Origin of the sequence: Streptomyces sp. NPDC059852 (genome assembly GCF_042731455.1) — a bacterium.
In the GTDB taxonomy this organism is placed as follows: Bacteria; Actinomycetota; Actinomycetes; order Streptomycetales; family Streptomycetaceae; genus Streptomyces.
Map to the genome: position 1 here is coordinate 15,645 of NZ_JBHWJK010000012.1, position 25,686 is coordinate 41,330.

Below are 25,686 nucleotides of genomic sequence, written 5' to 3' on the forward strand. Positions count from 1 at the left end.
CCCCCGCTCATGAAGACCGCCACCGACCCCGGCCTCGCGAAGGGGCCGGGTCCGGCCGCCGTGCCGCCCCGCCCATCCGCGCGGTCCCGTCGCGTCCCGCTGCTGCGGGTCCTCCCGCTGACCCCGGCGGTCGTCCTGCTGCTGCTCTTCCTGGCCGGCCCGATCGCGTACTGCGCCTCCATCGCCTTCACCGATCTCCAGCTCACCGGGCAGGCCGAGGACTCGTTCGTCGGCTTCGAGAACTTCACCACCGCCTTCGGCGACGACGCCTTCCTGAACGCCGTCTGGCTCACCCTCGTCTTCACGGTGATCTCGGCCCTGGTCGGCCAGAACACCCTGGGGCTGGCACTGGCGGCGCTCATGCGGCGCGCCTCGAAGCCGGTGCGCACGCTGGTCGGCGGCATCGTCATCACCGCGTGGGTGCTGCCGGAGGTCGTGGCGGGCTTTCTGCTGTACGCCTTCTTCCGTCGCGAGGGCACCCTGAACGCCGTACTGGACTGGCTCCATCTGCCCACCCAGAACTGGCTGTTCACCCTGCCGATCCTGGCGGTGTCCTTCGCGAACGTCTGGCGGGGCACGGCCTTCTCGATGCTGGTGTACTCGGCGGCCCTCGACGAGATCCCGAAGGAGATCACCGAGGCCGCGGAGGTCGACGGGGCCGGCGGCTGGCGCCGGATGTGGCACATCACGCTGCCGATGATCCGGCGTTCCATCGGCACCAATCTGATGCTGATCACCCTGCAGACGCTGTCCGTGTTCGGGCTGATCTGGGTGATGACCCGGGGCGGTCCGGGCGGCCGCAGCCAGACGCTGCCGCTGTTCATGTACGAGGAGGCGTTCCAGAAGAGCATGATCGGCTACGGCACCGCGGTCGCCCTGCTGCTGCTCGTGGTGGGCTCGCTGTTCTCGGTGGTCTATCTGCGTCTGCTGCGAACGGAGGTCTGAGCCATGCCCCGCACGCTCTCGTCCCGCAGGGCCTCGCACCGGCTGGCCGCCGACGCCGGACTGCTGGTGGTGGCCGCCGCGTTCGTGCTCCCGCTGGCCTGGGTGGTGCTGTCCGCCCTGGACCCGCACGCCGATCTGCGGGTGAAGCTCCCGGACGGCCTGACCCTGGACAACTTCGACGCCGTCATGACCCCGGACATCACCTTCACCCCGCTGCTGAACAGCCTGCTGCTGTGCGGCGGCGGGACGCTGCTGACGGTGGCGTGCGCGGCGCTGGCCGCCTATCCGCTGTCGCGGTTCCGGTCGCGTTTCAACCGGCCGTTCCTGCTGACGGTCCTGTTCGCGACGAGCCTGCCGATCACCGCGATCATGGTGCCGGTGTACGCGCTGTTCGTGCGGGTGAACCTGATCGACACCATGGAAGGCACGATCTTCTTCTTCGCCGCGTCCCAACTGCCGTTCGCCGTCTGGCTGATGAAGAACTTCATGGACGGGGTGCCGAAGGAGCTGGAGGAGGCGGCCTGGACGGACGGGGCGTCGTCGCTGCAGTCGCTGGTGCGGATCGTGCTGCCGCTGATGGGGCCGGGTGTGGCGGTGGTGACGGTGTTCTCGTTCGTGATGATGTGGGGGAACTTCTTCGTCCCGTTCATGCTGCTGCTGACCCCGGACCAGATGCCGGCGGCGGTCAGCATCAACGAGTTCTTCGGCAACCGGGGCACGGTGGTCTACGGGCAGCTGGCCGCGTTCTCGATCCTGTATTCGACCCCGGTGATCCTGCTGTACGTGCTGGTGGCGCGCCGGCTGGGCGGCGGGTTCGCGCTGGGCGGGGCGGTCAAGGGGTAGGGGGCGGGGGCGGGCGTCGGATTCGAGCCGCCGCCCCGGGTGCCGGGGGCGGTCCGCCGCACCGGGCAGGTCGCACTCCTCTTCGAGTTACGGGTGTGCGCGCGAGCGCGGCGAGGGTGTGCCGGCGCCGGGAGCCGGGACGCACACGGGAGCGAATATGCCGCCTGAGCTTGCCGTTCGCCGGGTGAGGGCACCAGCGGGGCCGCACCCGTCCCGGCCGTGCGGCGTCCCACCGGGGGCGGCACCGTCACCCTCCAGGGATCGAACCCGCCGGTAGCCGTATCTTCGTACGATCCGTGATCCTGGCCGAACAGACCGTAGTCACGGTATGCCGGCCGTCCTACGGTGTGGGCCGTGCGCCGACCGCAAGCTCAGCCGAACCAGCCGCCCCGCCGTTCCAGCCTCCGCAACCCGCCCACCCCGCCGTTCGACGCCCCGGCCGCCCGCCGCCTCAGAGCCGGCCTCAACATGGGGCCCGAGCACGTCGCCTACGGCATACGGGTCTCCTACGGCCTCCCCCATGTCACCGGGGACCTCGTCCTCGCGTGGGAACGCGAACTCGTCGCTCCGGAGAACGCCGAACTCACCGCCCTCGCGGGCGTCCTGTGGTGCTCGCCGGGCGAACTGCTCGGCAGACCGCGGACGTTGCGCGAGCACCGCGTCGCCCAGGGCCTCGCGCCCGAGGACGTGGCCCGTGCCGTAGGGCACGACCTGCGCGCCTATCTGCGCATGGAGGAGCACGACGGCTGGCGGGGCACCGACCGCCAGTCCGCCGCGCTCGCCGAGGTGCTCGGGCTGTCGCTCCCGGACTTCATCACCGTGACGGGCCGCGACGGGCGCCTGGCCGATCTGCTGCGCAGCGCCGTGACGACGCGCTGGCAGGCGTACATCCGCCCGGTGGCCGCGATGGCGCCGCTGGACCGGCGGCTGATCCAGGACGCGCTGCGGGAGCTGCACCAGGAGTACCAGGGGCAGATGACCGCGACCCTCAGCTGGGGCGCGGGCAGCGGGGACCACAGCGCGACGGGCCGCGCCTTCCTGGACGGGATCGTGGAGCGCTTCTGGACGGCGGTCCAGGGCGGGGCGCCCTGACGCCGGACGGGGTCTCCTAGAAGACCGACTCCGCCTCGTCCATGCGGTCCTTCGGGACCGTCTTCAGCTCGGTGACGGCCTCCGCGAGCGGGACCATCACGATGTCCGTGCCGCGCAGGGCCGTCATCCTGCCGAACTCGCCGCGGTGCGCCGCCTCCACGGCGTGCCAGCCGAAGCGGGTGGCGAGGACGCGGTCGTAGGCGGTGGGCACGCCGCCGCGCTGGACGTGGCCGAGGATGACCGGCTTGGCCTCCTTGCCGAGGCGGCGCTCCAGCTCGAAGGCGAGGGCGGTGCCGATCCCCTGGAAGCGCTCGTGGCCGTACTGGTCGATCTCGCCCTTGCCGTAGTCCATGCTGCCGTCGGCGGGGTGGGCGCCCTCGGCCACGCAGATCACGGCGAACTTCTTGCCGCGGGCGAAGCGTTCCTCGACCATCTTGACGAGGTCGCCGGGGTCGAACGGGCGCTCCGGGAGGCAGATGCCGTGCGCGCCGGCCGCCATGCCCGACTCCAGGGCGATCCAGCCCGCGTGCCGGCCCATGACCTCGACGACCATGACGCGCTGGTGGGACTCGGCGGTGGTCTTCAGCCGGTCCATGGCCTCGGTGGCGACGCCGACGGCGGTGTCGAAGCCGAAGGTGCGGTCCGTCGAGGAGATGTCGTTGTCGATCGTCTTGGGGACGCCGACCACCGGCAGGCCCGCGTCCGACAGCATGCGGGCGGCCGTCAGCGTGCCCTCGCCGCCGATCGGGATGAGGGCGTCGATGCCGAAGTCACGGGCAATGTCCGGGGCGTTCTCGCAGGCCTCGCGCAGCCGCGCGCGCTCCAGCCGGGAGGAGCCGAGGATGGTGCCGCCGCGGGCGAGGATGCCGCTGACCGCGTCCAGGTCGAGGGTGCGGTAGTGGCCGTCGAGCAGGCCCGCGAAGCCGTCCTCGAAGCCGATCACCTCGTCGCCGTACTGGGTCACGGCCCGGTGCACGACCGACCGGATCACGGCGTTCAGGCCGGGGCAGTCGCCGCCTGCGGTGAGAACTCCGATGCGCATCGTGCTGTGTCTCCTGCTCGCTGTCGTGATACCGGTGAGCCGATCCGATTGTTTCACGTCCCCGAGGGCCCTGTCGCTTGCGTCCGGTCCGTCCCGTTCCGCCCTGTTCCGGACCGTGCCGAGGGCTCCTCGCCCCGCGCGTACCCCCTGCCGGGCCCCTCGTCCTGGCGGGCGCCTTAACGACGGCCAAGGGTAGTGTCAAGAGGGTTTCACTCCTCTCACCGGGTGATGTCGCGGCCCGCTGTGGGACCCGGGGACGGGGGACGGACGAGACGGCGACAGAGGAAACGGAGATCACGCGTGACGCGGAGCGTGTACGTGACCGGCATCGACCGCGGCGACGGCCGCCAGGTCGTCGAGCTGGGGGTGATGGAGCTCCTGACCCGCCAGGTCGACCGGGTCGGGGTGTTCCGGCCGCTGGTCCACCACTCGCCCGACCGCCTGTTCGAACTGCTGCGTGCCCGGTACCGCCTCTCCCAGGACCCGGCGACGGTCTACGGCATGGACTACCACGAGGCGTCCGCCCTCCAGGCGGAGCGCGGCACGGACGAGCTGGTGTCCACGCTCGTCGACCGCTTCCACGCGGTCACCCGCGACTTCGACGTCGTCCTGGTGCTGGGCACCGACTTCGCCGACACCCAGCTTCCGGACGAGCTGTCCCTGAACGCCCGGCTCGCCAACGAGTTCGGCGCCTCCGTGATCCCGGTCGTCGGCGGGCGCGGGCAGAACACCGAGTCGGTGCTCGCCGAGACGCGCAACGCCTACCGGGCGTACGAGAACCTGGGCTGCGACGTGCTCGCCGTGGTGACCAACCGGGTGGCCCGCGAGGACCGGGACGAGATCGCCGAGCGGCTGGGCTCCCGGCTGCCCGTGCCCTGCTACGTCGTCCCCGACGAACCCGCCCTGTCCGCGCCGACCGTCGCGCAGATCGTCCAGGCCCTGGACGCGAAGGTGCTGCTCGGCGACGACTCGGGGCTCGCGCGCGACGCCCTGGACTTCGTGTTCGGCGGCGCGATGCTGCCGAACTTCCTCACCGCCCTGACGCCGGGCTGCCTGGTCGTCACCCCGGGCGACCGGGCCGACCTGGTCGTCGGCTCGCTGGCCGCGCACAGCGCGGGCACCCCGCCGATCGCCGGGGTCCTGCTCACCCTCGACGAGCGGCCCGGCGACGAGATCCTCACCCTGGCCGCGCGCCTCGCCCCCGGCACCCCGGTGCTGTCCGTGCCCGGCTACAGCTTCTCCACCGCCGAGCGGCTGTCGTCACTGGAGGGCAAGCTGAGCGCTGCCACCCCGCGCAAGGCGGAGGTCGCGCTCGGTCTGTTCGAACGGTACGTGGACACCGGGGACCTGCTGGGGCGGGTCTCGGCGCCGAACTCCGACCGGGTGACACCGATGATGTTCGAGCACAAGCTGCTGGAGCAGGCCCGCGCGGACATCCGGCGGATCGTGCTGCCCGAGGGCACCGAGCCGCGCGTGCTCCAGGCCGCGGAGGTGCTGCTGCGGCGCGGCGTCTGCGACCTCACCCTCCTCGGACCGGCCGACCGGATCCGCAAGACCGCCGCCGACCTCGGCATCGACCTCGGCGACACGCAGCTGATCGACCCGGCCACCAGCGAGCTGCGCGACTCCTTCGCCGAGAAGTACGCCCGGCTCCGCGCCCACAAGGGGGTCACCGTCGAGCTGGCGTACGACGTCGTCAGCGACGTCAACTACTTCGGGACGCTGATGGTGCAGGAGGGTCTCGCCGACGGCATGGTGTCGGGCTCGGTGCACTCCACGGCGGCGACCATCCGGCCCGGCTTCGAGATCATCAAGACGCAGCCGGACGCCTCCATCGTCTCCTCGGTGTTCTTCATGTGCCTCGCCGACAAGGTCCTCGTCTACGGCGACTGCGCGGTGAACCCGGACCCGGACGCCGAGCAGCTGGCCGACATCGCCGTGCAGTCGGCGGCCACGGCCGCGCGGTTCGGGGTGGAGCCGCGGATCGCGATGCTGTCGTACTCCACGGGCACCTCGGGCTCGGGCGCCGACGTCGACAAGGTGCGCGCGGCGACCGAGCTGGTCCGCTCGCGTCGCCCCGACCTGCGGATCGAGGGCCCCATCCAGTACGACGCCGCCGTGGAGCCGTCGGTCGCCGCGACCAAGCTGCCGGAGTCCGACGTGGCCGGGCAGGCGACGGTGCTGATCTTCCCGGACCTCAACACGGGCAACAACACCTACAAGGCCGTCCAGCGCTCCGCCGGCGCGATCGCCGTCGGACCGGTCCTGCAGGGCCTGCGCAAGCCGGTCAACGACCTGTCCCGGGGCGCCCTCGTCTCGGACATCGTCAACACCGTCGCCATCACGGCGATCCAGTCCCAGTCCCCCGCCCCGTCCTCCGAGCGGAAGGCCGCCGCCCCGTGACCGCCACCCGCGTCCTCGTCCTCAACTCCGGCTCGTCGTCGCTGAAGTACCAGCTGCTCGACATGCGCGAGCGCGCCCGGCTCGCCACGGGGCTCGTCGAGCGCATCGGCGAGCGGACCTCCCGGCTGAAGCACACCCCGCTGACGGGCGGCGGCGAGAGCCGTGAGCGCGGCGGTCAGATCGCCGACCACGACGCGGCGCTGAAGGCGGTCGCGGCGGAACTCGCCCAGGACGGCCTCGGGCTGGACTCGCCGGAGCTGGCCGCGATCGGACACCGCGTGGTGCACGGCGGCAAGCGGTTCACCGAGCCGACGATCGTGGACGAGGCCGTGCTCGCCGAGATCGAGCGGCTCATCCCGGTGGCGCCGCTGCACAACCCGGCCAACCTCACCGGTATCCGCACGGCCCGCTCGCTGCGCCCGGACCTGCCGCAGGTCGCCGTCTTCGACACGGCGTTCCACACCACGATGCCGGAGTCGGCCGCCCGCTACGCCATCGACGTCGAGACCGCCGACCGGCACCGCGTCCGGCGCTACGGCTTCCACGGCACCTCGCACGCGTACGTGTCCCGGGCCACCGCCGAGCTGCTGGGCAGGGCCCCCGAAGAGGTGAACGTCATCGTGCTGCACCTCGGCAACGGCGCCTCGGCGTCCGCGGTGCGTGGCGGCAGGTGTGTGGACACCTCCATGGGGCTGACCCCCTTGGAGGGACTCGTGATGGGTACGCGATCGGGTGACACCGATCCCGCCGTCATCTTCCATTTGGCGCGGGTCGCCGAAATGTCCATCGCGGAAATCGACGACCTGCTCAACAAGAAGAGCGGATTGGTCGGGCTCTGCGGCGACAACGACATGCGGGAGATCCGGCGCCGGATCGACGAGGGTGACGAGCGCGCGCAATTGGCCTTCGACATCTACATTCACCGGTTGAAGAAGTACATAGGCGCCTATTACGCGGTGCTCGGCCGGGTCGACGCCGTCGTGTTCACGGCCGGGGTCGGGGAGAACGCGGCGCCGGTCCGCGAGGCCGCCATGGCGGGCCTGGGGCAGCTGGGCCTCGCCGTGGACCCGGAGCTGAACGCCGCGCGCGGCGGCGGGGCGCGCCTGATCTCACCGGCGGGCGCGCGGGTCGCGGTCGCGGTGGTGCCGACCGACGAGGAACTGGAGATCGCGACGCAGACCTACGCTCTGGTCGGCGGGGGCGGCGACTGAGCGACGGCAACGGAGGTAAACGGCCCGGTAACACGGCTGAGCAAAGCACAGCTCATTTGTACTTTCCACCAGACGGAATATTCCGCGGCGAAACAAACCGATAGGATCGTCCCATGCGCCGTTCGAAAATCGTTTGTACTCTCGGCCCCGCGGTCGACTCCCATGAACAGCTCGTGTCGCTGATCGAAGCCGGCATGAACGTGGCCCGCTTCAACTTCAGCCACGGCACCCACGAGGACCACCAGGGGCGGTACGAGCGCCTGCGGGCCGCCGCCGAGGAGACCGGCCGCGCCATCGGCGTGCTGGCCGACCTCCAGGGACCGAAGATCCGTCTGGAGACCTTCGCCGAGGGCCCGGTCGAGCTGGAGCGCGGTGACGAGTTCGTCATCACCACCGAGGACGTCCCGGGCGACAAGTCCATCTGCGGGACGACCTACAAGGGCCTGCCCGGGGACGTCGCCAAGGGCGACCAGGTCCTCATCAACGACGGCAACGTCGAGCTGAAGGTCGTCGAGGTCGAGGGCCCGCGGGTGCGGACCATCGTCATCGAGGGCGGCGTCGTCTCCGACCACAAGGGCATCAACCTCCCGGGCGCGGCGGTGAACGTGCCGGCGCTGTCCGAGAAGGACGTCGAGGACCTCCGCTTCGCGCTGCGCATGGGCTGCGACCTGGTCGCCCTGTCCTTCGTGCGGGACGCGAACGACGTGCAGGACGTGCACAAGGTCATGGACGAGGTGGGCCGCCGCGTCCCGGTCATCGCCAAGGTGGAGAAGCCGCAGGCGGTCGCCAACATGGAGGACGTCGTGATGGCGTTCGACGGCGTGATGGTCGCGCGCGGCGACCTGGCCGTCGAGTACCCGCTCGAGAAGGTCCCGATGGTGCAGAAGCGCCTCATCGAGCTGTGCCGGCGCAACGCGAAGCCGGTGATCGTGGCGACCCAGATGATGGAGTCGATGATCACCAACTCCCGTCCGACGCGCGCCGAGGCATCCGACGTGGCCAACGCGATCCTGGACGGCGCGGACGCGGTCATGCTGTCGGCGGAGTCCTCGGTCGGCGCCTACCCGATCGAGACGGTCCGGACGATGTCGAAGATCGTCACCGTCGCCGAGCAGGAACTGCTCTCCAAGGGCCTCCAGCCGCTGGTGCCGGGCAAGAAGCCGCGCACCCAGGGCGGTTCGGTCGCCCGCGCGGCCTGCGAGATCGCCGACTTCCTCGGCGGCAAGGGCCTGGTCGCCTTCACCCAGTCCGGCGACACCGCCCGCCGCCTGAGCCGCTATCGGGCGGCGCAGCAGATCATCGCGTTCACGACGGACGAGTCCACGCGCAACCAGATGACCCTGAGCTGGGGCGTCGAGCCGCACGTCGTGCCGTTCGTGAACAGCACCGACGAGATGGTCGACCTGGTCGACCAGGAGATCGTCAAGCTGGGCCTGTTCCACGAGGGCGACATCGTGGTCATCACGGCGGGCTCCCCGCCCGGTGTCCCGGGCACGACGAACATGGTCCGGGTCCACCACCTGGGCGGCCAGGGCCGCGACTGACGTCTGGACGTCTTGGCTGTGGAAGGGCGCCCCTCGCTTTGCGGCGGGGGGCGCCCTCTGCGTGTGTCACGCCTTGCCGACGGCCTGTACGAGGGCGGAGGCCAGGGCGTCGACGTTCTCCTGTGAGCTCCTCGACGGTGAGGCGGAAGTCCCGGGACGCGGTGTGCGGTCAGGCCAGACGTCCCACGAGCGCATGGACGGGCTACCGTCCGACGCCGACCAGCAGGGTCAAACATCGCGGATGCCTGGGAGGGCGTGAGCCGGGCGATGAAGGCGTCGCCGTGGCGGGTGAGTTCCAGGTGGTTCTCATATCAGTGCTCCACGCGCTGCCAGAGCGTGTCGGTGACCAGGTCCTCGTGGTGCCCGAAGTGGGCGGCCAGGCGCTGGTAGCGGACGTATTGCTCTTCGGCGAGCGGTAGGGACAGAACGTCCAGCATCCGCAGCAGAAGCCGGAAGCCGAGGTCGGGATCGACGCGGGTCACGACCTGTTCCAGGACGGCCGCCGCCTCGGTCCCGGGGATCGCCTCCCAGTGAGGGCTCACGGACCGGTCCGCCATCAGCGGTGCCACAGCGCGGAGCTCCCGCAGCACGGGGTCGGCGGACTCGGCCACGACGTCCGGTGGGGACGGAGTGTAGGCAGGGGCGACGTCACGCAGAACCTCCCCGCACGTGGCCACGATCTGCCGGAGCCAGTCCCGTCCGTCGATGCCCAGCTGGTCGATGTTGTAGCCGCGGTCCGTCGCCGCCAGCCAGAGCGCGGTGAGGGCCGGGGTGGGGAGGGGGGAGTTTAGGAGACGGAGCGTGTCCTGGAGGAGGAAGGCCGCCTGGGAGCCGGGGGTCTGACCCTCGTGGTCGGCCGCGGCGGCCTGACGCAGGGCCTGTTCGGGCGTGGCGTCATGATGCCAGGAGCCGGCGAACCAGGCGGTGAGGTGGGAGAAGCCGACGTCGCCCAAGGCGTCACGCCGGGCGGTGTCGATGGGAGGCCACCGGACGTCGAGACCGTCGTGGACGAGGGGTCCGGGGTGGCCGAACTCCTCACCAAGGGCGACGAGCCGGTCGTGCTCGTCCTTTTCCACAGGTAGGCAGTACGCCTTGAGCGCACGGAGGAAGAGCCGGAAACCCAGATCGGCGCCGGCTTCCTCTGTGACGCGTGCGAGGGCCGAGGACGCGGGCACGGAGGAGGCACGGATGTGTGCCATCACCGCCTCACACGGGCTCTCCTCGGTGACGGCCTCAAGGGCCGGCCATCTGTCCGCGAGCGTGGAGAGCCACGCGCGCGTGGTCATCCCGTGTTCCGCCGGGTCGAACCGATGCCGGGTGGCCGCCAGCCACGCCGTACGGAGCACGTCGTCCGGCAGCGAGGAGTCGAGGAGACGGCGTACGTCAGCACCGAGCTCCACGGCGCCCTCCCGCTCGGCGAGACCGGCGACGTCGGCCGCGAGGGCCATCACCTGGTCGGGGCCCAGCGCCGGGGCTTGGTCGGCGAAGACCCGCGCGGCGAGTTCACTCAACCCGAAGTCGCCCTCGTAGAGCACGCCGTACGCCGGTCGCCGCCTGACCACAATCCACTCCTTGTCTCTTCACGTCCGTCTCGACCGGGCTCGCCCGAAGATCGGACGGGCCCTTGGACCAGAGATCAGACTGGGTACGAGGTGTACACGATGAAGCCCTCATGGCCGGTCTTTCCGGGCAGCCTATGGAGGATCACCTTGATCGCGTTCCCAGCAGCGTATGAGCTGCCGTCTGCTCGGTACACCGTGCCGAGAGACGAGTACTTGTCCCAGGTGGCAGTGAACGTGAACTCCGGCTGGTTCTTCCACTTGCCTCGCTTGTTGAGCCAGTTGTCCAGGGCGTCGAAGCTGGCGGTCCGCTTCTTGCCGTTCGGGAAGAAGTACTGAGCGAAGGCCCGATCGACGCCTTGCTGGGCGATCTCCTCACTCACCCACACACTGCTGATCCCCGGCCGGCCCTTCCGCAGGTTCTCCTCGGCGAACGCGCGTGCCTGCTGCGGGGTCACACGGACATGTCTGCTCAGCGTATGCGCCCCCGCCTGAGGGAACACCAGCTCGTCGGAGAGGTTCATGCAGTTGTGGACCAGCAGGTCGTCCGGCTGCTCGCCTTCGGTGCGTACGAAGAACGTGTGCAGTCCGTCCACTGTCAGGTCGTAGACACGGCTCGCAACGAGCCCGGTACGGTCATTCATCACGCGCACCGTGTGCAGGGAACCGTTCGGAGAGCGCAGCGAGTCGCCCACGCGGAGCTCCGAAACGAGCCTCCAACCGCGCTCCGCGACATAGACCTTGTGGCCCGGAGTGCTGGTGAGTCGGTCTCCGTCGGTGAAGGTGATGTCCACCAGCCGGTCGCTATCGTGAGCGAACGTCGCGTCGACCCTCTGAGGCCGTCGGACGCCGGTCTCCGGGTCCTCCGCCAGCACCCATTCTCCGCGGCGCACCTCACTGATCGGCTTCCGCCCACCGTCGGCCATCAGTACCTGCGTAGCACCGGGAAAGCTGTTGATGCGGCAGGCGGTCGTCAAATCCTCATAGAGGTGTACGGTCCGCCCGATGTCGGCCATGGCGGCGGCGTCCAGGTCCAGGGCCTTCAGCGCCTTGTAGGCGTCCGAGACCCCGACTCCCGTGTGCATGGCCGCGTTCAGAGCGTGAATCGCGTCGGCCACGGCCTTGATGGTCCTACCGCCGACGAACCAGCTGGCAGCCCACAGGCACCCCGTGCCGCTGCCGCTCTCACCGCCCGGGGCAATCTTCTGGGCACACTCGATGAAATCGCCGAGGAGGATCTTGACCGGGTCGATGCCTTCGTTGAACTCAATCATCGAGATGGTGTGCGTGACCTCTTTCTTCAGCCCTTTGAGGACCTTGGGGCCGAGGAAGACGGTGGACGTGGACGGGCACCCGAACTGGGTGGCCGGCATGTTCTCTGCCGTGCACAGGTAGAGGTCCACGTACGCGTCGAATTTGATGACGGCCGTGATCACGCAGTCACCGAAGTGCACGATCGGGTTGCAGTTGTCCTTCTTGATCACCTCTGGATCGCCGATGGGTTCGATCCGGTCGACGACGTAGAAGACGTTGCCCACGCCGGTCGAGGCACCAGAGACGACTTGATCGAGCTTGCCCTTGCTCTCCGCCCGCTCAGCCGCCTCCTGGGCCTCCTCGGCGTACTTCTCGGCGTCCTTCGCCGCCTCCTCGGCCTCCGTGGCCGCCTTGTCGGCCCGGTCGGCTGCCGCTCGGGCCTCCTTGGCGTCCGCCTCTGCCGCCGAGGCGGCCTTGCGGGCCGCTTCGGCGTCGAGGGCCGCCTCGTCGGCCGAGTCGCGGGCCGCCTTGGCGTGGCTCTCGGCGCGGCCCGCCGCCTTGTCGGCTGCCGCCGCGTCCTCCGCTGCCTGGCGGTCGTACTCGACGGTGCGGGCCCGTGACGCGACCGCCTTCGACGCGGCCTTCGCGGCGTCGGCTGCGTACCCCAGGGCCTCCTTGGCGTAACCACGGGCGTCCGACGCGTGCTTGGCCGCGTTCGCCGCGTGCTGGTAGGCGGCCTTGGCGTCGCCCTTCGCCTGGTCGGCGAGCGCCTGCGAGGAGGCGGCCTCCTCCTTGGCGTTCTTGGCGTGCGTCTCGGCGACGGCCTGCTGCTGCTCCGCGATCGTCTTGGAGCCCTGCCCGGTGAGCACCACCAGACCGGCGGCCGAGTCGGTGTCGACGTACGGCGAGCCGAGCTGGATGGCGTCGTTCGCCGGCTTCGCCACCTGAGCGGCGGCCTTTCCGGCGTCCACGGCGGCCTGCGCCGTCACGTAGGCGAAGCCCGCCGCCTTCGCGGACGCCACCAGCGCCTTGCCGGCCTCCTTGTTGGCCTCGTCCGCCTCGGACTTGGCGGTCTTGGCCTTCGCCTCGGCTTCGTCGGCCAGCTTCACCGCCGTCTTCGCCTCGTCGGAGGCGTGCTGCGACGCCTTGATCGCGTCGGCCGTTGCACTCGTCGCGGTCTTCACCGCGGCGTCCGCCTTCAGCTTCGCGGCCTGCGCGGCGTCGGCGTTGGCGCGGGAGCGCTTGGCCGCCGCCTCGGCCCGCGTGGCCGCCGCGTCCGCCTCTTCGGCAGCCTTCGTGGCGGCGTTGGCTGCGGTCCGGGCCCGGCCGGCGGCCGCCTCCGCGTCGTCGGCGTGCTTGTCCGCCTCGTTGGCCGCGGCACGGGCGGCGTCCGCCGCGTCGCCCGCGTCCAGGGACTCGGCGTACGCCGCCTTGGCATCGGCCTTGGCGCGCAGGGCGTCGGCCTTCTGCTCGGCCTCCCAGGCGTCGTCACGCTTGGCCTTGGCGTTGTCCCGGGCCTTGACCGCGTCGTTCTTGCGCGCGACCGCCGTGGCCTCGGACGCTTCGGCCTTCTCCCGCGCCTCCTTGGCGTTCGCCGCCTCCGCCTGGGCCGTCTTCTTGTGCTGCTCGGCCTCCGCCTGCTTCGCGGCCGCCTTCTCCTTCTCCGCCTTGGCCGTCTTCTCCTCGGCCTCGGCGGCCAGCCGCTTGGCGTGGGCGGTCGCGGCGGCCGACTTGGCCTCGCCCTCCGCCTTCAGGGCCACGGCGAGCTTGGCCTCCGCGGTCTCCTTGTCCTTCTTGGCGTTGTCGCGGTGCACCTTGGCGGCGTCCGCGGCGGCCTTCGCCTGCAACTCGGCCGTCTCGGCGGCCTTCTTGCGGAACTCGGCCTTGGCCTGGGCCGCCTGGGCGAGCGCGCGCTGCGCGATGGTGTCGCTGTCGCTCGCGGAGGCGCGGGTCGCCGCCTCGGCGGTCTCACCGGCCTTCACCATGGCTTCCAGCGCGGCCACCGCACCCTTGGTGACCTGGGCCTTCTGCTGGCCCACGAGCAGCCCGCGGCCCCGCGGGGCGCCCTGCTGGTCGGCGATGGCGTACGCCGCCTGCTCGGCGGTGTCGGAGGCGGTCGCCGCCTTCTTCGCGGCGGCCAGCTGCGCCTTGAGCGCCGTCAGCTGGTTCGCCGCACCGGTGCGTGCGGCCGCCAGGCCCGCCTTCGCCTTGTCGAACTGGGCCTTCGGCGGGACGGTCCCCTTCTGGCCGGACGGCTTGATGGTGACCTTCTGCGGGGTGGCGCCGGAGCACGTCCACAGCCGGGAGTCCTGGCCGTTGTCGTACGTCTTCAGATCCAGGCACTTGCCCGTGCCCACGTTCTTGAGCGGCGTGGCCGCCCGGACGTTGTACTCCCAGGTCTGGGCCGGGGTGCTCTTGCACGTCGCGAGCTGGATCTTCGTGCCGTCGGCGGAGTTGTTCCCGGCGACCTCCACGCACTTGAGCGCCTTGACGTTGCGCAGGTGCAGGCCCTTGTCGTCGCCCTCGACGGTCCACTGCTGGGCGGCGGAGCCGTTGCAGGTGTAGATCTGCACGGCGGTGCCGTCGGTCGTGCCCCCGCCCGCGGCGTCCAGGCACAGGCCCTTCTTGCCGGTGACCTCGATGGTGGTGGGCGCGTTCCCGATGGCCCCGACGCCACCGGCGGACCAGTAGTCCTGCCAACGGGTGAGGTGGTCGGCGGTCCAGGACTGCCCGACGAGGTCACCGAGTGCCTTGGCCCCGACGGTGAGCGCCTTGGTGGCATCCTTGTTGGCGGTCAGGATCTGGTCGCGCTGGGTGGCCTGGGAGGCGATCTCCTGCTGCCACTCCGCCGCCGCGGTGGCCGTCGCGTCGCTCAGGGCGTCGCGCGGGTCGAGCGGGTCACGCCAGGCGCAGGTGGAGAAGCGGGACTTGAGGTCCTCGACCGCGATGCGGTACTCGGGCGAGCCCGGTTCCGGGGTGGTACGGGGGAAGCCTCCGGAGGTCAGGAAGATCCGGGCGTCGTCGGCACCGGTCGCCTGGCCGGTGGTGTCCGTGAGCCACTGGAAGGCGTCGCGTTCGGCGAGGGCCCGGTTCCACTCGTCGCTCGGGAGGCTCGGGTCGGGGTCCTTGCCGTACAGGGGGGTGCCCAGGTCGGTGACGGCCTTGCGGGTCGCGGCGTCGGCGGCGGGGGTGGAGTCCTTGTAGAAGGTCTCCTCGTCCTGCCAGAAGCGGTCGGCGGTCCACCGGTCCAGGCCGGTCTGTGTGTAGAAGCCGGGCTTGCCGTCACTGCCGTCGGGAGGCCAGAGGAAGCCGGTCGCGGTGAAGCCGGCGGGGTTGGTCAGGCCCTCGAGGGGCTTCTTCCAGGCGTCGCGCTGGGTGGAGAGGTCCTGCAGTGCCTTCTGTGCCGCGGCCCGGTCGCTCTTGAACGCCGTGGCCAGCGGGGTGTCTTCCCAGTACTTGCGGTCGGCGATGGCGTGCAGTTCGGCGGGGGGCCGGTTGAGGGCGTCCTGGGCCGTGGTGGCCATCGAGGTGCCGCCCAGGCGCAGGACGTCGGCCATCAGGCACTGGTCCTGGCGCAGTTGCTCCGCGGCCGTGTCCTCGAACCACGGGCTCGAACTCGCCGCGGGGGCGGCGTCGTCGAGGCGGTTCGTGGGGCGCGTGAGCAGGTCGGGGCTCACGGCGAGGCCCGTGAGGAGGGCGGCGGCCAGCGGGAGCGGCACCAGCCGGGTGAGACGGGTCCGTCTCGTCCTCGGCGGAGCCGTGGAGGACCCGGGGGGTCTGGAACGCAAGGGGGCATCCCTTCCTGGGTGCGGAGGGCAACCAGGGGCGGGCGTTCACAGATGGGGGACGAAAAAGGCAGTGAGAGGTCATGTGGGCACGCTGACGCGCCCCTTCCCCGTTCCCCCGTCGACGACGCAGTTCCCCCGGTCGCAGTCGGTCGTACACGGTCCGAAATTGGTCATGTTCCGAACACGTGCAGCACAACTGTACCCACAAGTAGCCGAGTTCAGGGAGAGATGGCGGAGGAAGCGTGAAGGGAGGGCGACGCCTACCCGGACACGTCTGTGGCCCGGCCCTCGGGTGAGGGTCGGGCCACAGACGGTGTGCGGCTCCCGGACGGGCTCGTGTCGGCGTCGTCGCGACGCCCGGCTCAGTCGGTGATGTAGTTGTGCAGCCCCGGCACGTGCAGGGTGCCGCCGAACTGGGCGGCCTGCGTGACCTTGACCTTGGTGAAGTAGATCAGCGGGATGTTCAGCGGCGGCGGGTTGTCCGGGTCGAAGGTGATCGGAATCAGCCCCAGCAGGTTGCCGGAGATGCTCTCCGTGTACATCACCGTCTTGCCACCGCGGATGGTCGACGTCGAGCCCTGGGCCGCCTGCACGTGGTAGGTCTTGCCGGACTGCTTGTCGTTCACCGTCTGGTGCAGGTCACCGATGTCGGTGCCGTCGGATATGACGTACTTGAGCACCCGCTTCTTCTTGCCGCTGGCCGTCTTCACCTCGACGATGCCCTGGTAGTCGGCACCCTTCAGCAGCAGCGAGCTGGCGTTCAGGTACCACGGGTCGTCCGGCAGCGGGACGGTGTTGTCGACGCCGCCCTCGTCGTCGGTGGCGACCGGGCAGTCGTCCGGGTCGGCGCCGGCGCTCTCGGACGGGCTCGGCGTGGCCGTGGCCTCGTCCGCCGCGTCCTTCGCCGCGTCGGTGGCGTCCTCGGCCGCGCCGGACGCCTTGTCACCGGCATCCTCGACGGTCTTCTTCACCGTGTCGGTGACCTTGTCCTCGGTCTCCTTCACGGGGTCGGAGGCCGCGGAGGTCTCCTTCGCCGAGGGCTCCTCGCTGCCGGAGGACGCCTCCTCGGTGGCGCTCGCGGAGGGCGTCGGTGTGGGGCTCGCGCTCTCGTCGGCCTTGGAGCCGCCCGTGAGGATGCCCTCGACGGCGTCGCCGATGGTCTCGAGCAGGTTGCCGCTGCTCTTGGACGGCGACGGGGACGGCGTGGCCGCCTGGCCGGACGGGGCCTCCCCGGTCTTGCTCTCGGACGGCTTCGGCGCGGGCTCGGCGTCGTCGTCGGAACCTGAATCCGACGAAGACCCGCCACCCGCGGACTGCGAGGAGTCCGAGGAGCCCGACGGCTGCGAGGAGTCGGCGGAGTCCGAGGGGTCCGGCTTCGCCGTCTCCTCCTCGTTCGCCGACGCGCTGGCGCTCGGGGACGGGGACGCCGAGGCGTCGTCCTCCAGCGCGGCCACGCAGTCCTTGTACTCGTCGGCCGTCAGGCTGTTGGCCGTGGGCTTGGTGGCGTTGTCGCTGTCGGCCTGTGCGAGCGTGGGCGTGAAGCCCATGCCCATCAGGACCGCCGTCGGCATCGCCGCCAGGGCTATCGCCTTGCCCGCCGGCATGTGGAATCTGGTGAACAGCGGCTTCTTGGGCGCCGCGTGTCGCGGCCCGGTTCTCACACGGGACGTGTCCACCTCAGTCCCGTGGGTCACCTCGTCAGCCGGCACTGTGCCTCCCGTTCGCCCCGTTCGCCGGGCTCGTTCCTGACAGATCGTTCGGCTCGCCCACCACGGGCTTGAGGAGGGTGGTGTCGGAGTCCGCGGCACCTTCGGGCGCGGGCCCCTCACCCGTCGTGTCCGACTGCGCGGGCTGCGCGTCCTCCTCCTCGCCGGGCGCCCAGGACACGGCCATCGCTCCGCCGACGAGGGCGAAGAGGAAGCCGATGAGGAAGCCGCCGAGGTTGGACACGGGGATGGAGACCAGACCCAGCAGGATCGCCGCGATGCCCGCGAAGACGCGGACGTGCTTCTGGAACCAGAGGCTGATGCCGAGCACGACGAGCAGGACACCGATGATGAGCGACCCGGCGCCGGCCGTCGTGGACATCGCCAGGGTCAGGTGACCGATCTGCAGGTGCGCGTACGGGAAGTAGGCGATCGGCAGACCGCCGAGAAGGACGAACAGACCTGCCCAGAACGGCCTGGTGCCCCGCCAGGCGCGGAACTTCCGCCTGGCGACCCGGAGGTAGTGCTCATCGGTGCCGGGTACGGCAGGAGTCTCGGCGCTCATGGAAAACAGCTCCCTGGTGCGGCGTTGCTGTGGTGGTGAAGCGAGGGTGAGTCGTTCGCTCGCCCGCCTGCGCGGCAGACGGGCGGAGAGTGCACGGGCGGGGGCGCCACCGGCTCCCCCGCCCGTCAGAGAGTGCTCAGTAGCACTCCGCGCCGTCCGTCGACAGCGACATCTTCAGCCCGCTGAGCTTGAAGGTTCCGGCGGTGGTCGCCCACGCCGTCTGCTTCACGCCCGTCAGGGTGGCCGATTCGGCCTGCTGAGCGAAGCCGTAGGGGTTGGCCTGCTCGCCGCCGCCCTTCATGCCCGGACCCTTGGTGGCGTCCTTGGCGGCGACGCCGATGTCGATGTTCTTGAACTCGGCGTCGGCCTTCAGGTCGGCGACGTCGATGTAGAGGTTCTTCGCCTCGACCGGCTTCTTCGGGTCGGTGCCGGCCCGCAAAACCAGGCTCACGTCACCGACGAACGGCAGGTCCGGGGTGACGACCGACTGGCACAGGTTGTTGATCGTGGCGTTCGTGAACGCCGAGACGGCGACGGGGTGAACCGTCTTCTTGCCGGTGAGCGTGTAGCCCTCGTCAAGAGCGCCGTACTGCGAGAAACCCTGGCCTTCGAGCTTGTCCGTCGTCACCTTGAACGACTGACCCGAGACGCTGAACGACGCGGCCAGAGCGCCCTGCGCGAGGGCGACACCTATCGCTGCCGTGGCGGCGACGCTGGGCACCATGACCACAGCGAACCGCTTCCATCTGGTCCCGCCACGCACCTGGGACTCCATATTTCCTCCTTCTCGGACGTACATCTCCGGCCCTGGCTGCCACTGTCGGCTCGACGGCTCAGCCGGGCAGGGATGGGAGAAGTGCTACGTCCTCGGGAAGGAGAGCGCCCGCGCTCGGTGGCGCGAGAACCGCGCCCGAATCACCGGCGATCACCCCCGAGCGACAACCACTGGTCGCGCCTGACACGCATCACGCACAACCTTGCTGGACAGGCTTCACCGGACGGGCGAAGACCCCCCTGTCCAAGAGCCGGCGCCACTGCCGCCGGCTCTGCTCGGTGGGGACCCAGGAACTCCCGCGACCCGACTGGCGGTCGGGCGAAGGGAACAGGACCGAGCGTGGCCGATCGTGGTGCATTCTCGCCGCCCGCACAAGGGGCCTCGTTACTCGGTAGTAACGGCGCGATAACCGAACAACGACCCGCTGGTCTCGGTCCGCGACGCAGGGTGGCGTCAAGCGACCGGATTTGTCCAAGAATGGACATACGAAATCCGACAGAACGACGCCCGCGACTTACCCGCAGTAACGGCGGCCGCGATTACCAAGATTTGGTAAAGCGCGGCCGCCGTGATGCCCTGTCGGCCAATCCCTTCACAGCCGCAACACCGGGCGGGCGGGCCGAACCGGCCCCTCGCCCCGGTCGCGGAACCCCCTAGAACAGGGCGCGCGCCAGCGCCCTGCGTGCCGCCGCCACGCGCGGATCGTCGGCGCCCACGACCTCGAACAGCTCCAGCAGCCGCAGTCGTACGGCGTCCCGGTCGTCGCCCGCGGTGCGGCCCACGGTCTCGATGAGCCGGCCGAAGGCGTCCTCGACGTGCCCGCCCACCAGGTCCAGATCGGCGGCGGCGATCTGCGCCTGCACATCGGCAGGCTTGTCCGCGGCGTCCTTGCGGACCTGCTGCGGGTCGAGGCCCTGCACGCGCTGGAGCAACTCGGCCTGCGCGAGCCCGAGTTTGGCCTCGCTGTTCGCCGGGTCCTCGGCCAGCACGTTCTTGTACGCCTGGACGGCACCGGCCAGATCGCCCGCGTCCAGCGCCTGCACGGCGGCCTCCAGCAGGGCGTCGTACGGCCCTACGGGCACCGCGGGGGCGGTCTGCGCGCCGCCGGGCTCGGCGTCGGGGTCGACGGTGAGGCCGGTGAGGCCGAAGCGCTGCTCGGCCACCGCGACGAGCTGGTCCAGCGTCTGACGGATCTGCGCCTCGCCGGCCGCGCCCTGGAAGAGGGGCAGCGCCTGGCCGGCGACGACCGCGAAGACGGCGGGGATGCCCTGCACGCCGAACTGCTGCATCAGCATCTGGTTGGCGTCGACATCGATCTTGGCGAGGAGGAGACGGCCGTTGTACTCGACGGTGAGGCGCTCCAGCAGCGGACTCAGCTGCTTGCACGGCTCGCACCACTCGGCCCAGAAGTCGATGACGACCGGTACCTCGGCGGAGCGCTGGAGGACGTCGCGCTCGAAGCCCGCCTCGTCCACGTCGATGACGAGGTCGGCGGGTGACACGGCTCCGGGCCCGCCGCCCTGCCGGGCGGCCTCGGCTCGCGCCTGCTCCGCCTTCGCCTTGGCCTCCTGGGCCGCCTTCACCGCGGCGAGGTCGACGACCCCGCTCATGGACATGTTCCGTGGCTGCATGCGTCTATCCTCCCCCGTTCGGCGCGCGCTGTGAAAAGCGGTGTGAAAACCGGCTGAGGCCGGTGCGGTCGTGACGCCGGGTCCCCACCCGCGTCCGCGTGGTCAAGCGTGGTCATCGCTTTCGCTACGAGTCGTAGCGTAATGGCAACGGGCGGCCCCGGGACACCCCCCGCCCGTGATCTCCCTCACCAGCCGCACGACATCGGCACGGATATCGTCGAACCATGCAGAGCCACCCCGTTCCCGCCCGCCCAGGACGCCCCCGCAGCGCCGCCGCGGACGCCGCGATCCTGGCGGCCACCCGGGAGGCACTGGTCGAGCTGGGCTGGTCGAAGCTGACCCTGGGGGACGTGGCCACCCGGGCCGGGGTCGCGAAGACGACGCTCTACCGCCGCTGGGCCGGCAAGCACGAACTGGTGGTGGACGCGGTCGCCGAGCTGTTCGACGCGCTGCGCCTGCCCGACCGGGGCAGCCTGGCCGCCGACATCGAGGGAGTCGTGCTCCAGTTCGCCGCGATCCTGGCCCGTCCGGAGGCGAGGAGCGGCCTGATGGCGGTCGTGGCGGAGTCCACCCGGGACGAGGCGCTGCGCGACCGTATCCGCACGTCGATCGTCGACCGGCAGAAGCGGCTGGTGCTGGAGGGCCGGGCACGTGCCCAGGGCCGCGGGGAGCTTCCGCCGCCGTCCGACCCGGCGGAGTCGGAGCGTACGGCCGACCTCATCTTCGACATGGTGGCGGGGGCGGTGGTGCACCGGACGCTGGTCAGCGGGCATCCGGCGGACGAGGAGTGGGTGCGCGGCTTCACCCAGGTGCTGCTGCTGGGGCTGGCGGGCGCCGGAACGGCCGCCGCCGGCGACTGAGCGGCGGGGAGGACGGACCGGGTCCGCCCTCCCCCACACAGGCTCGCGCCGCGGGGCTCAGAAGCCCGCCGGCTCCGTGTAGACGCCCCACTCGTCGCGCAGGGCGTCGCAGATCTCGCCCAGGGTCGCCTCGGCGCGCACGGCGTCCAGCATCGGCTCGATCATGTTGGCGCCGCTGCGGGCGGCGTCCAGCATGGCGTCCAGCGCGGTACGCACGGCGGCGTCGTCGCGGGCGGCCTTGCGGGCGGCCAGCACCCGCACCTGCTCGCGCTCCACCTCGTGGCTGACCCGGAGGATCTCCAGGTCGCCGGTGACGGAGCCGGTGTGGACGTTGACGCCGACGACCTTCTTGTCGCCCTTCTCCAGGGAGCGCTGGTACTGGAAGGCGGACTCGGCGATCTCACCGGTGAACCAGCCGTCCTCGATCCCGCGCAGGATGCCGGAGGTGATCGGCCCGATGGGGTGCCTGCCGTCGGGGTGGGCGCGCAGGCCCCGCTCCTTGATCTGCTCGAAGATCTTCTCGGCGTCGGCCTCGATGCGGTCGGTGAGCTGCTCGACGTACCAGGAGCCGCCCAGCGGGTCGGCGACATTGCCGACGCCGGTCTCCTCCATGAGGACCTGCTGGGTGCGCAGGGCGATCTCCGCGGCCTGCTCGGAGGGCAGGGCGAGGGTCTCGTCGAGCGCGTTGGTGTGCAGTGAGTTGGTCCCGCCGAGCACGGCGGCCAGCGCCTCGACGGCGGTGCGCACCACGTTGTTGTACGGCTGCTGCGCGGTCAGCGAGACCCCGGCGGTCTGGGTGTGGAAGCGCAGCCACTGGGCCTTGTCGGTCTGGGCGCCGTACACGTCCCGCATCCAGCGCGCCCAGATCCGGCGGGCGGCCCTGAACTTGGCGATCTCCTCGAAGAAGTCGACGTGCGCGTCGAAGAAGAAGGACAGGCCCGGGGCGAAGACGTCCACGTCCAGGCCGCGGCTGAGGCCCAGCTCGACGTAGCCGAAGCCGTCGGCGAGGGTGTACGCCAGCTCCTGCGCGGCCGTCGCCCCGGCCTCGCGGATGTGGTAGCCGGAGACGGACAGCGGCTTGTAGGCGGGGATGCCGGCCGCGCAGTGCTCCATCAGGTCGCCGATGAGGCGCAGGTGCGGCTCGGGCTGGAAGAGCCACTCCTTCTGCGCGATGTACTCCTTGAAGATGTCGGTCTGCAGGGTGCCGTTGAGTACGCCCGGGTCGACGCCCTGGCGCTCGGCGGCCACCAGGTACATGCAGAAGACCGGCACGGCGGGCCCGCTGATGGTCATCGACGTGGTGACGTCGCCGAGGGGGATGTCCTTGAACAGGACCTCCATGTCGGCGGCCGAGTCGATGGCGACGCCGCAGTGCCCGACCTCACCGAGCGAGCGCGGGTCGTCGGAGTCGCGGCCCATGAGGGTCGGCATGTCGAAGGCGACGGAGAGGCCGCCTCCGCCGTTGCCGAGGATCATCTTGTAGCGCTCGTTGGTCTGCTCGGCGTTGCCGAACCCGGCGAACTGCCGGATGGTCCACGTCCGCCCTCGGTAGCCGGTCGGGTACAGCCCGCGGGTGAAGGGGTACTCCCCGGGCCAGCCGATCCGCTCGAAGCCCTCGTACCTGTCTCCCGGCCGTGGCCCGTACACCGGCTCCACGGGGTCGCCGGAGAGCGTGGTGAAGTCTGCGTCGCGCTTGCGCGCGGCGTCGTACCGGGCCTGCCAGCGTCGGCGGCCCTCCTCGATGGCGTCAGCGTCCATACCCACGAATTTACTAGGACGTCCTAGTAAATGTCGATGGGAGAACCGCCGCACCGGGGCGCGGCGGTCGTGTCAGGCCTTGGCGACGGCCGGCTCCACACCGCTGACCAGCGGTTCCACATCCCGTGTGACCTTGCGCTCCACGAAGAAGGCGGCCAGCGGAATGGTGCCGGAGAGGAGCACCCAGAGCAGCTTGCCGAACGGCCACTTCGCCTTGGACCCGAGGTCGAAGGCGAAGATCAGGTACACGATGTAGAGGAAGCCGTGGACCTGGGAGACGGCGAAGGTGACGTCCTCGCCCATGTCGAAGCCGTACTTGAACACCATGCAGGTGCACAGCACGAGCAGCATGACGGCGGTGACGTAGGCCATCACCCGGTAGCGGGTCAGGACGCTCTTCTTCATGGGAGAGAGCGTAACCACCCGTTCCGGGAGATCTTGGCCGGGGTCAGCTCTCCTCGAAGTCGTGTGCCGCGACCCGCAGCGGACGCAGCATCGCGAAGATCTCCGCGCACTCCTCGGCGTCGTAGACGCCGAGACCGAAGTCCATCGCCATCAGGTCGCGGGTGGCCGCGTCGACGACCTCGCGGCCCTTGTCGGTGATGGAGGCGAGGGTGCCGCGCCCGTCGTTGGGGTTGGGGCGCTTGGCCACCAGGCCGGACCGGACCAGCCGGTCCACGGTGTTCGTCACCGACGTGGGGTGCACCATCAGCCGCTCGCCGATCTTGGACATCGGCAGTTCGCCGGCCTTGGAGAAGTTCAGCAGGACCAGGGCCTCGTAGCGGGCGAACGTCAGCCCGTAGGGCTTGACCACCGCGTCGACCTCGGCGAGCAGGATCTGCTGGGCGCGCATGATCGAGGTGATGGCGGCCATGGACGGCACACTGCCCCAGCGCTGCTTCCAGAGCTCGTCGGCGCGGGCGATGGGGTCGAAGGGAAGACTGAGCGGCTTCGGCACGCGCAAGACCTTACCGGCCGGTCACATGCTGGTCAGCCCCGTCTCGCCCTTCGGTCGCACTCCCCGGCACCCGCGCCGGCCGCTCACGCGGACGTGGTCTGCCTGACCTCGAACACCGCCGTCCAGCGGTCGTCGTGCAGACAGGCGTTCATCGGCTCGACCAGGGACCGGTGCGCGGAGCCGGTCCGCCACGCACGTACCGCCTCGAAGCTCTCCCACTCGCTGGTGAGCAGCCACTGGGCGGGGTCGTCCAGGGAGCGGCACAGCTGTTCCCCGAGATGCCCGGGGACGGCCGTCGAGCCCCGGCGGACCTCGTCGTACGACGTGACGAAGTCCGCCTCCATCCCCTCGCGCACACGCAGCAGCCGCACCACGCGCACGCGTCCCGGGGAACCGCCCGTCATGACGGGTCGAGGACGACGGGGAGTTCGGCCAGTCCGCGGAAGGCGGGGAACGGCACGGTCATCCAGCGCGCGTCCCCGGGCTTCTGGGCGAGGGCCACCTGGGGGTGCCGGGCGAAGAGGGTGCCCAGCGCGATCTGCATCTCCAGCCGGGCGAGCGGGGCGCCGACGCAGTAGTGCGGGCCGTGGCCGAAGGCGAGGTGCGACGCCTGGACGTTCGGGCGCCGGACGTCCATCTCGTCGGGGGCGGCGAACATCTCCGGGTCGCGGTGGGCGCCGGTGATGGAGATCTGGACCAGGGCGCCCTTGGGGATCAGGGTGTCCCGGATGACCACGTCCTCCTTGGCGTAGCGGAACGTGGAGTTCTCCACGGAGGTCTCGAACCGGAAGACCTCCTCGATGGCCGCGGCCAGCGAGCTCTCGTCCTTCAGCGCCAGCTCCTTCTGGTCCGGCCGGCTGAGCAGGTGGTAGACCGCGTTCCCGATCTGGTACGCCGTCGACTTGTGCCCGGCGAAGAGCAGCACCCAGGCGGTGGAGACGAGTTCGCCGTCGGTGAGGGCGCCCTCCTGGTCCTGGGCGGTGACGAGGGCGCTGAGCAGACCGCCGTCCGGCTCCCTGCGCTTGCGCGCGCACAGGTCCACGAGATAGTCGCGGAGATTTCCCTCGGCGATCTCCAGTTTCGCCCGCGCCTCCGGACCGAATCCGGTCTGGGCGACGGTGGCGGACCATTCCTGAGCCTGCTTCCGCTCGTTCTCCGGAACGCCGAGGAGTTCACAGATGACGTGCAGCGGAAGGGGGAAACAGAATTCCGGGAGGAGATTCACCGTCTCGGTCGTCGGGCACGCGTCGAGCAGGTCGTCGGTGATCTGCTGGACCCGCGCCCGCAGGGATTCCACGCGCTTCGGGGTGAAGGTGCTGCCGACGATGCGCCGCAGCCGGGTGTGCTTCGGCGGGTCGGAGAAGAGCATGTTGTCGTCGAGGGCGATCGACGAGTCGCCGAAGATGCGGTGGTAGGCGTCGATCGCGCCGTACATGTCCTTGCTCAGCCGGGGGTCGGCGAGGGCGGCGCGGGCGTCGTCATAACGCGTGATGAGGTACGTCTGCACGCCGTGCGGCGGGGACAGGGGGCAGACCGGCGCCGACTCCCTGAGGGCGGCGTAGACGGGGTGCGGGTCGGCGCGGAACTCCCGGCTGCACGACGACGCAGCGGCGGCCGCCTCCTGTGCCGACAGTGCCTCGGATTCCTCGGATGCGAACGCTTGCGTCATGACTTATTCCCCGGGGTTGGCGTGAATGACCGTGGTGTGAAGCCACAGTTGCCCGGGGTGCGGGACGCCGCAAACGGCGCTGC

19 protein-coding genes are annotated in these 25,686 nt (G+C 70.5%); 7 read left to right on the forward strand and 12 right to left on the reverse strand.

What is annotated here, in order from left to right:
- The first annotated feature begins 9 nt into the window (after positions 1-9).
- The 3 genes from ACFV46_RS17405 to ACFV46_RS17415 all read left to right on the forward strand — a co-directional run bounded on the left by ACFV46_RS17405 (position 10) and on the right by ACFV46_RS17415 (position 2,880).
- Complete coding sequence (locus ACFV46_RS17405; RefSeq protein WP_385498786.1) at positions 10-945, forward strand: carbohydrate ABC transporter permease; 936 nt, start codon at positions 10-12, stop codon at positions 943-945.
- A 3-nt stretch (positions 946-948) separates the two neighbouring features.
- On the forward strand, positions 949-1,788 hold the full coding sequence (locus ACFV46_RS17410; protein ID WP_385498787.1) for a carbohydrate ABC transporter permease: 840 nt from the start codon (positions 949-951) through the stop codon (positions 1,786-1,788).
- A 354-nt stretch (positions 1,789-2,142) separates the two neighbouring features.
- Complete coding sequence (locus tag ACFV46_RS17415; protein ID WP_385498788.1) at positions 2,143-2,880, forward strand: helix-turn-helix domain-containing protein; 738 nt, start codon at positions 2,143-2,145, stop codon at positions 2,878-2,880.
- Between the two features lie 16 nt (positions 2,881-2,896).
- Here ACFV46_RS17415 and ACFV46_RS17420 read toward each other — a convergent pair whose 3' ends face one another.
- Positions 2,897-3,922 carry an ATP-dependent 6-phosphofructokinase gene (locus ACFV46_RS17420; protein WP_361926208.1) on the reverse strand — a complete coding sequence of 342 codons (1,026 nt, stop codon included), beginning with the start codon at positions 3,920-3,922 and terminating at the stop codon, positions 2,897-2,899.
- Positions 3,923-4,222: 300 nt separating this feature from the next.
- Here ACFV46_RS17420 and pta point away from each other — a divergent pair, with 300 nt between their 5' ends.
- The 3 genes from pta to pyk all read left to right on the forward strand — a co-directional run bounded on the left by pta (position 4,223) and on the right by pyk (position 9,080).
- Entirely contained in the window at positions 4,223-6,325 is a 2,103-nt protein-coding gene (pta, locus tag ACFV46_RS17425; RefSeq protein WP_361926205.1) for a phosphate acetyltransferase, read from the forward strand.
- The gene (locus ACFV46_RS17430; RefSeq protein ID WP_385498789.1) at positions 6,322-7,536 is read left to right on the forward strand and encodes an acetate kinase; all 1,215 of its coding nucleotides are present in this window, start codon (positions 6,322-6,324) and stop codon (positions 7,534-7,536) included. Before pta ends, ACFV46_RS17430 begins: the two co-directional genes overlap by 4 nt.
- 113 nt (positions 7,537-7,649) lie before the next feature.
- Entirely contained in the window at positions 7,650-9,080 is a 1,431-nt protein-coding gene (pyk, locus tag ACFV46_RS17435; protein WP_361926199.1) for a pyruvate kinase, read from the forward strand.
- A gap of 311 nt (positions 9,081-9,391) precedes the next feature.
- Here pyk and ACFV46_RS17440 read toward each other — a convergent pair whose 3' ends face one another.
- From ACFV46_RS17440 to ACFV46_RS17465, 6 genes are all read right to left on the reverse strand, one after another.
- The gene (locus ACFV46_RS17440) at positions 9,392-10,642 is read right to left on the reverse strand and encodes a hypothetical protein (protein WP_361926198.1); all 1,251 of its coding nucleotides are present in this window, start codon (positions 10,640-10,642) and stop codon (positions 9,392-9,394) included.
- A gap of 74 nt (positions 10,643-10,716) precedes the next feature.
- The gene (locus ACFV46_RS17445) at positions 10,717-15,681 is read right to left on the reverse strand and encodes an RICIN domain-containing protein (protein ID WP_385498790.1); all 4,965 of its coding nucleotides are present in this window, start codon (positions 15,679-15,681) and stop codon (positions 10,717-10,719) included.
- 362 nt (positions 15,682-16,043) lie between these two features.
- The gene (locus ACFV46_RS17450) at positions 16,044-17,390 is read right to left on the reverse strand and encodes a hypothetical protein (protein WP_385498793.1); all 1,347 of its coding nucleotides are present in this window, start codon (positions 17,388-17,390) and stop codon (positions 16,044-16,046) included.
- Positions 17,380-17,952, reverse strand: coding sequence for a DUF6114 domain-containing protein (locus tag ACFV46_RS17455; protein WP_361926193.1), 573 nt, complete (start codon positions 17,950-17,952; stop codon positions 17,380-17,382). The genes ACFV46_RS17450 and ACFV46_RS17455 overlap by 11 nt, the downstream gene beginning before the upstream one ends.
- 136 nt (positions 17,953-18,088) lie before the next feature.
- Entirely contained in the window at positions 18,089-18,727 is a 639-nt protein-coding gene (locus ACFV46_RS17460; protein ID WP_385498795.1) for a DUF6230 family protein, read from the reverse strand.
- A 653-nt stretch (positions 18,728-19,380) separates the two neighbouring features.
- Positions 19,381-20,358, reverse strand: a complete 978-nt coding sequence (locus ACFV46_RS17465) for a tetratricopeptide repeat protein (RefSeq protein ID WP_361926187.1) — start codon at positions 20,356-20,358, stop codon at positions 19,381-19,383.
- A gap of 224 nt (positions 20,359-20,582) precedes the next feature.
- Here ACFV46_RS17465 and ACFV46_RS17470 point away from each other — a divergent pair, with 224 nt between their 5' ends.
- Positions 20,583-21,218, forward strand: a complete 636-nt coding sequence (locus ACFV46_RS17470; RefSeq protein WP_361926184.1) for a TetR/AcrR family transcriptional regulator — start codon at positions 20,583-20,585, stop codon at positions 21,216-21,218.
- A 57-nt stretch (positions 21,219-21,275) separates the two neighbouring features.
- On the opposite strand, the gene ACFV46_RS17475 is transcribed toward ACFV46_RS17470, so the two are convergent.
- From ACFV46_RS17475 to ACFV46_RS17495, 5 genes are all read right to left on the reverse strand, one after another.
- Positions 21,276-22,976 (reverse strand): methylmalonyl-CoA mutase, encoded by a 1,701-nt coding sequence (locus ACFV46_RS17475; protein ID WP_385498797.1) that lies wholly within the window; start codon positions 22,974-22,976, stop codon positions 21,276-21,278.
- 72 nt (positions 22,977-23,048) lie between these two features.
- Positions 23,049-23,381 (reverse strand): DUF3817 domain-containing protein, encoded by a 333-nt coding sequence (locus ACFV46_RS17480; RefSeq protein ID WP_055624985.1) that lies wholly within the window; start codon positions 23,379-23,381, stop codon positions 23,049-23,051.
- A 43-nt stretch (positions 23,382-23,424) separates the two neighbouring features.
- A complete protein-coding gene (locus ACFV46_RS17485; protein WP_283286018.1) occupies positions 23,425-23,934 on the reverse strand; it encodes a MarR family winged helix-turn-helix transcriptional regulator in 510 nt (169 codons plus the stop codon).
- Between the two features lie 83 nt (positions 23,935-24,017).
- Entirely contained in the window at positions 24,018-24,338 is a 321-nt protein-coding gene (locus ACFV46_RS17490; RefSeq protein WP_361926177.1) for an antibiotic biosynthesis monooxygenase family protein, read from the reverse strand.
- Positions 24,335-25,603: a cytochrome P450 gene (locus tag ACFV46_RS17495; RefSeq protein WP_376727472.1), complete on the reverse strand. Its 1,269-nt coding sequence runs from the start codon at positions 25,601-25,603 to the stop codon at positions 24,335-24,337. Before ACFV46_RS17495 ends, ACFV46_RS17490 begins: the two co-directional genes overlap by 4 nt.
- Positions 25,604-25,686: the final 83 nt, after the last annotated feature.

Excerpts from the sequence above, each read along its gene's own strand:
- ACFV46_RS17405 (WP_385498786.1), top strand. The coding sequence starts at position 10 with ATGAAGACCGCCACCGACCCCGGCCTCGCGAAGGGGCCGGGTCCGGCC.
- ACFV46_RS17410 (WP_385498787.1), top strand. The coding sequence starts at position 949 with ATGCCCCGCACGCTCTCGTCCCGCAGGGCCTCGCACCGGCTGGCCGCC.
- ACFV46_RS17420 (WP_361926208.1), bottom strand. The coding sequence starts at position 3,922 with ATGCGCATCGGAGTTCTCACCGCAGGCGGCGACTGCCCCGGCCTGAAC.
- pyk (WP_361926199.1), top strand. The coding sequence starts at position 7,650 with ATGCGCCGTTCGAAAATCGTTTGTACTCTCGGCCCCGCGGTCGACTCC.
- ACFV46_RS17455 (WP_361926193.1), bottom strand. The coding sequence starts at position 17,952 with ATGAGCGCCGAGACTCCTGCCGTACCCGGCACCGATGAGCACTACCTC.
- ACFV46_RS17460 (WP_385498795.1), bottom strand. The coding sequence starts at position 18,727 with ATGGAGTCCCAGGTGCGTGGCGGGACCAGATGGAAGCGGTTCGCTGTG.
- ACFV46_RS17465 (WP_361926187.1), bottom strand. The coding sequence starts at position 20,358 with ATGCAGCCACGGAACATGTCCATGAGCGGGGTCGTCGACCTCGCCGCG.
- ACFV46_RS17470 (WP_361926184.1), top strand. The coding sequence starts at position 20,583 with ATGCAGAGCCACCCCGTTCCCGCCCGCCCAGGACGCCCCCGCAGCGCC.
- ACFV46_RS17475 (WP_385498797.1), bottom strand. The coding sequence starts at position 22,976 with ATGGACGCTGACGCCATCGAGGAGGGCCGCCGACGCTGGCAGGCCCGG.
- ACFV46_RS17480 (WP_055624985.1), bottom strand. The coding sequence starts at position 23,381 with ATGAAGAAGAGCGTCCTGACCCGCTACCGGGTGATGGCCTACGTCACC.
- ACFV46_RS17490 (WP_361926177.1), bottom strand. The coding sequence starts at position 24,338 with ATGACGGGCGGTTCCCCGGGACGCGTGCGCGTGGTGCGGCTGCTGCGT.
- ACFV46_RS17495 (WP_376727472.1), bottom strand. The coding sequence starts at position 25,603 with ATGACGCAAGCGTTCGCATCCGAGGAATCCGAGGCACTGTCGGCACAG.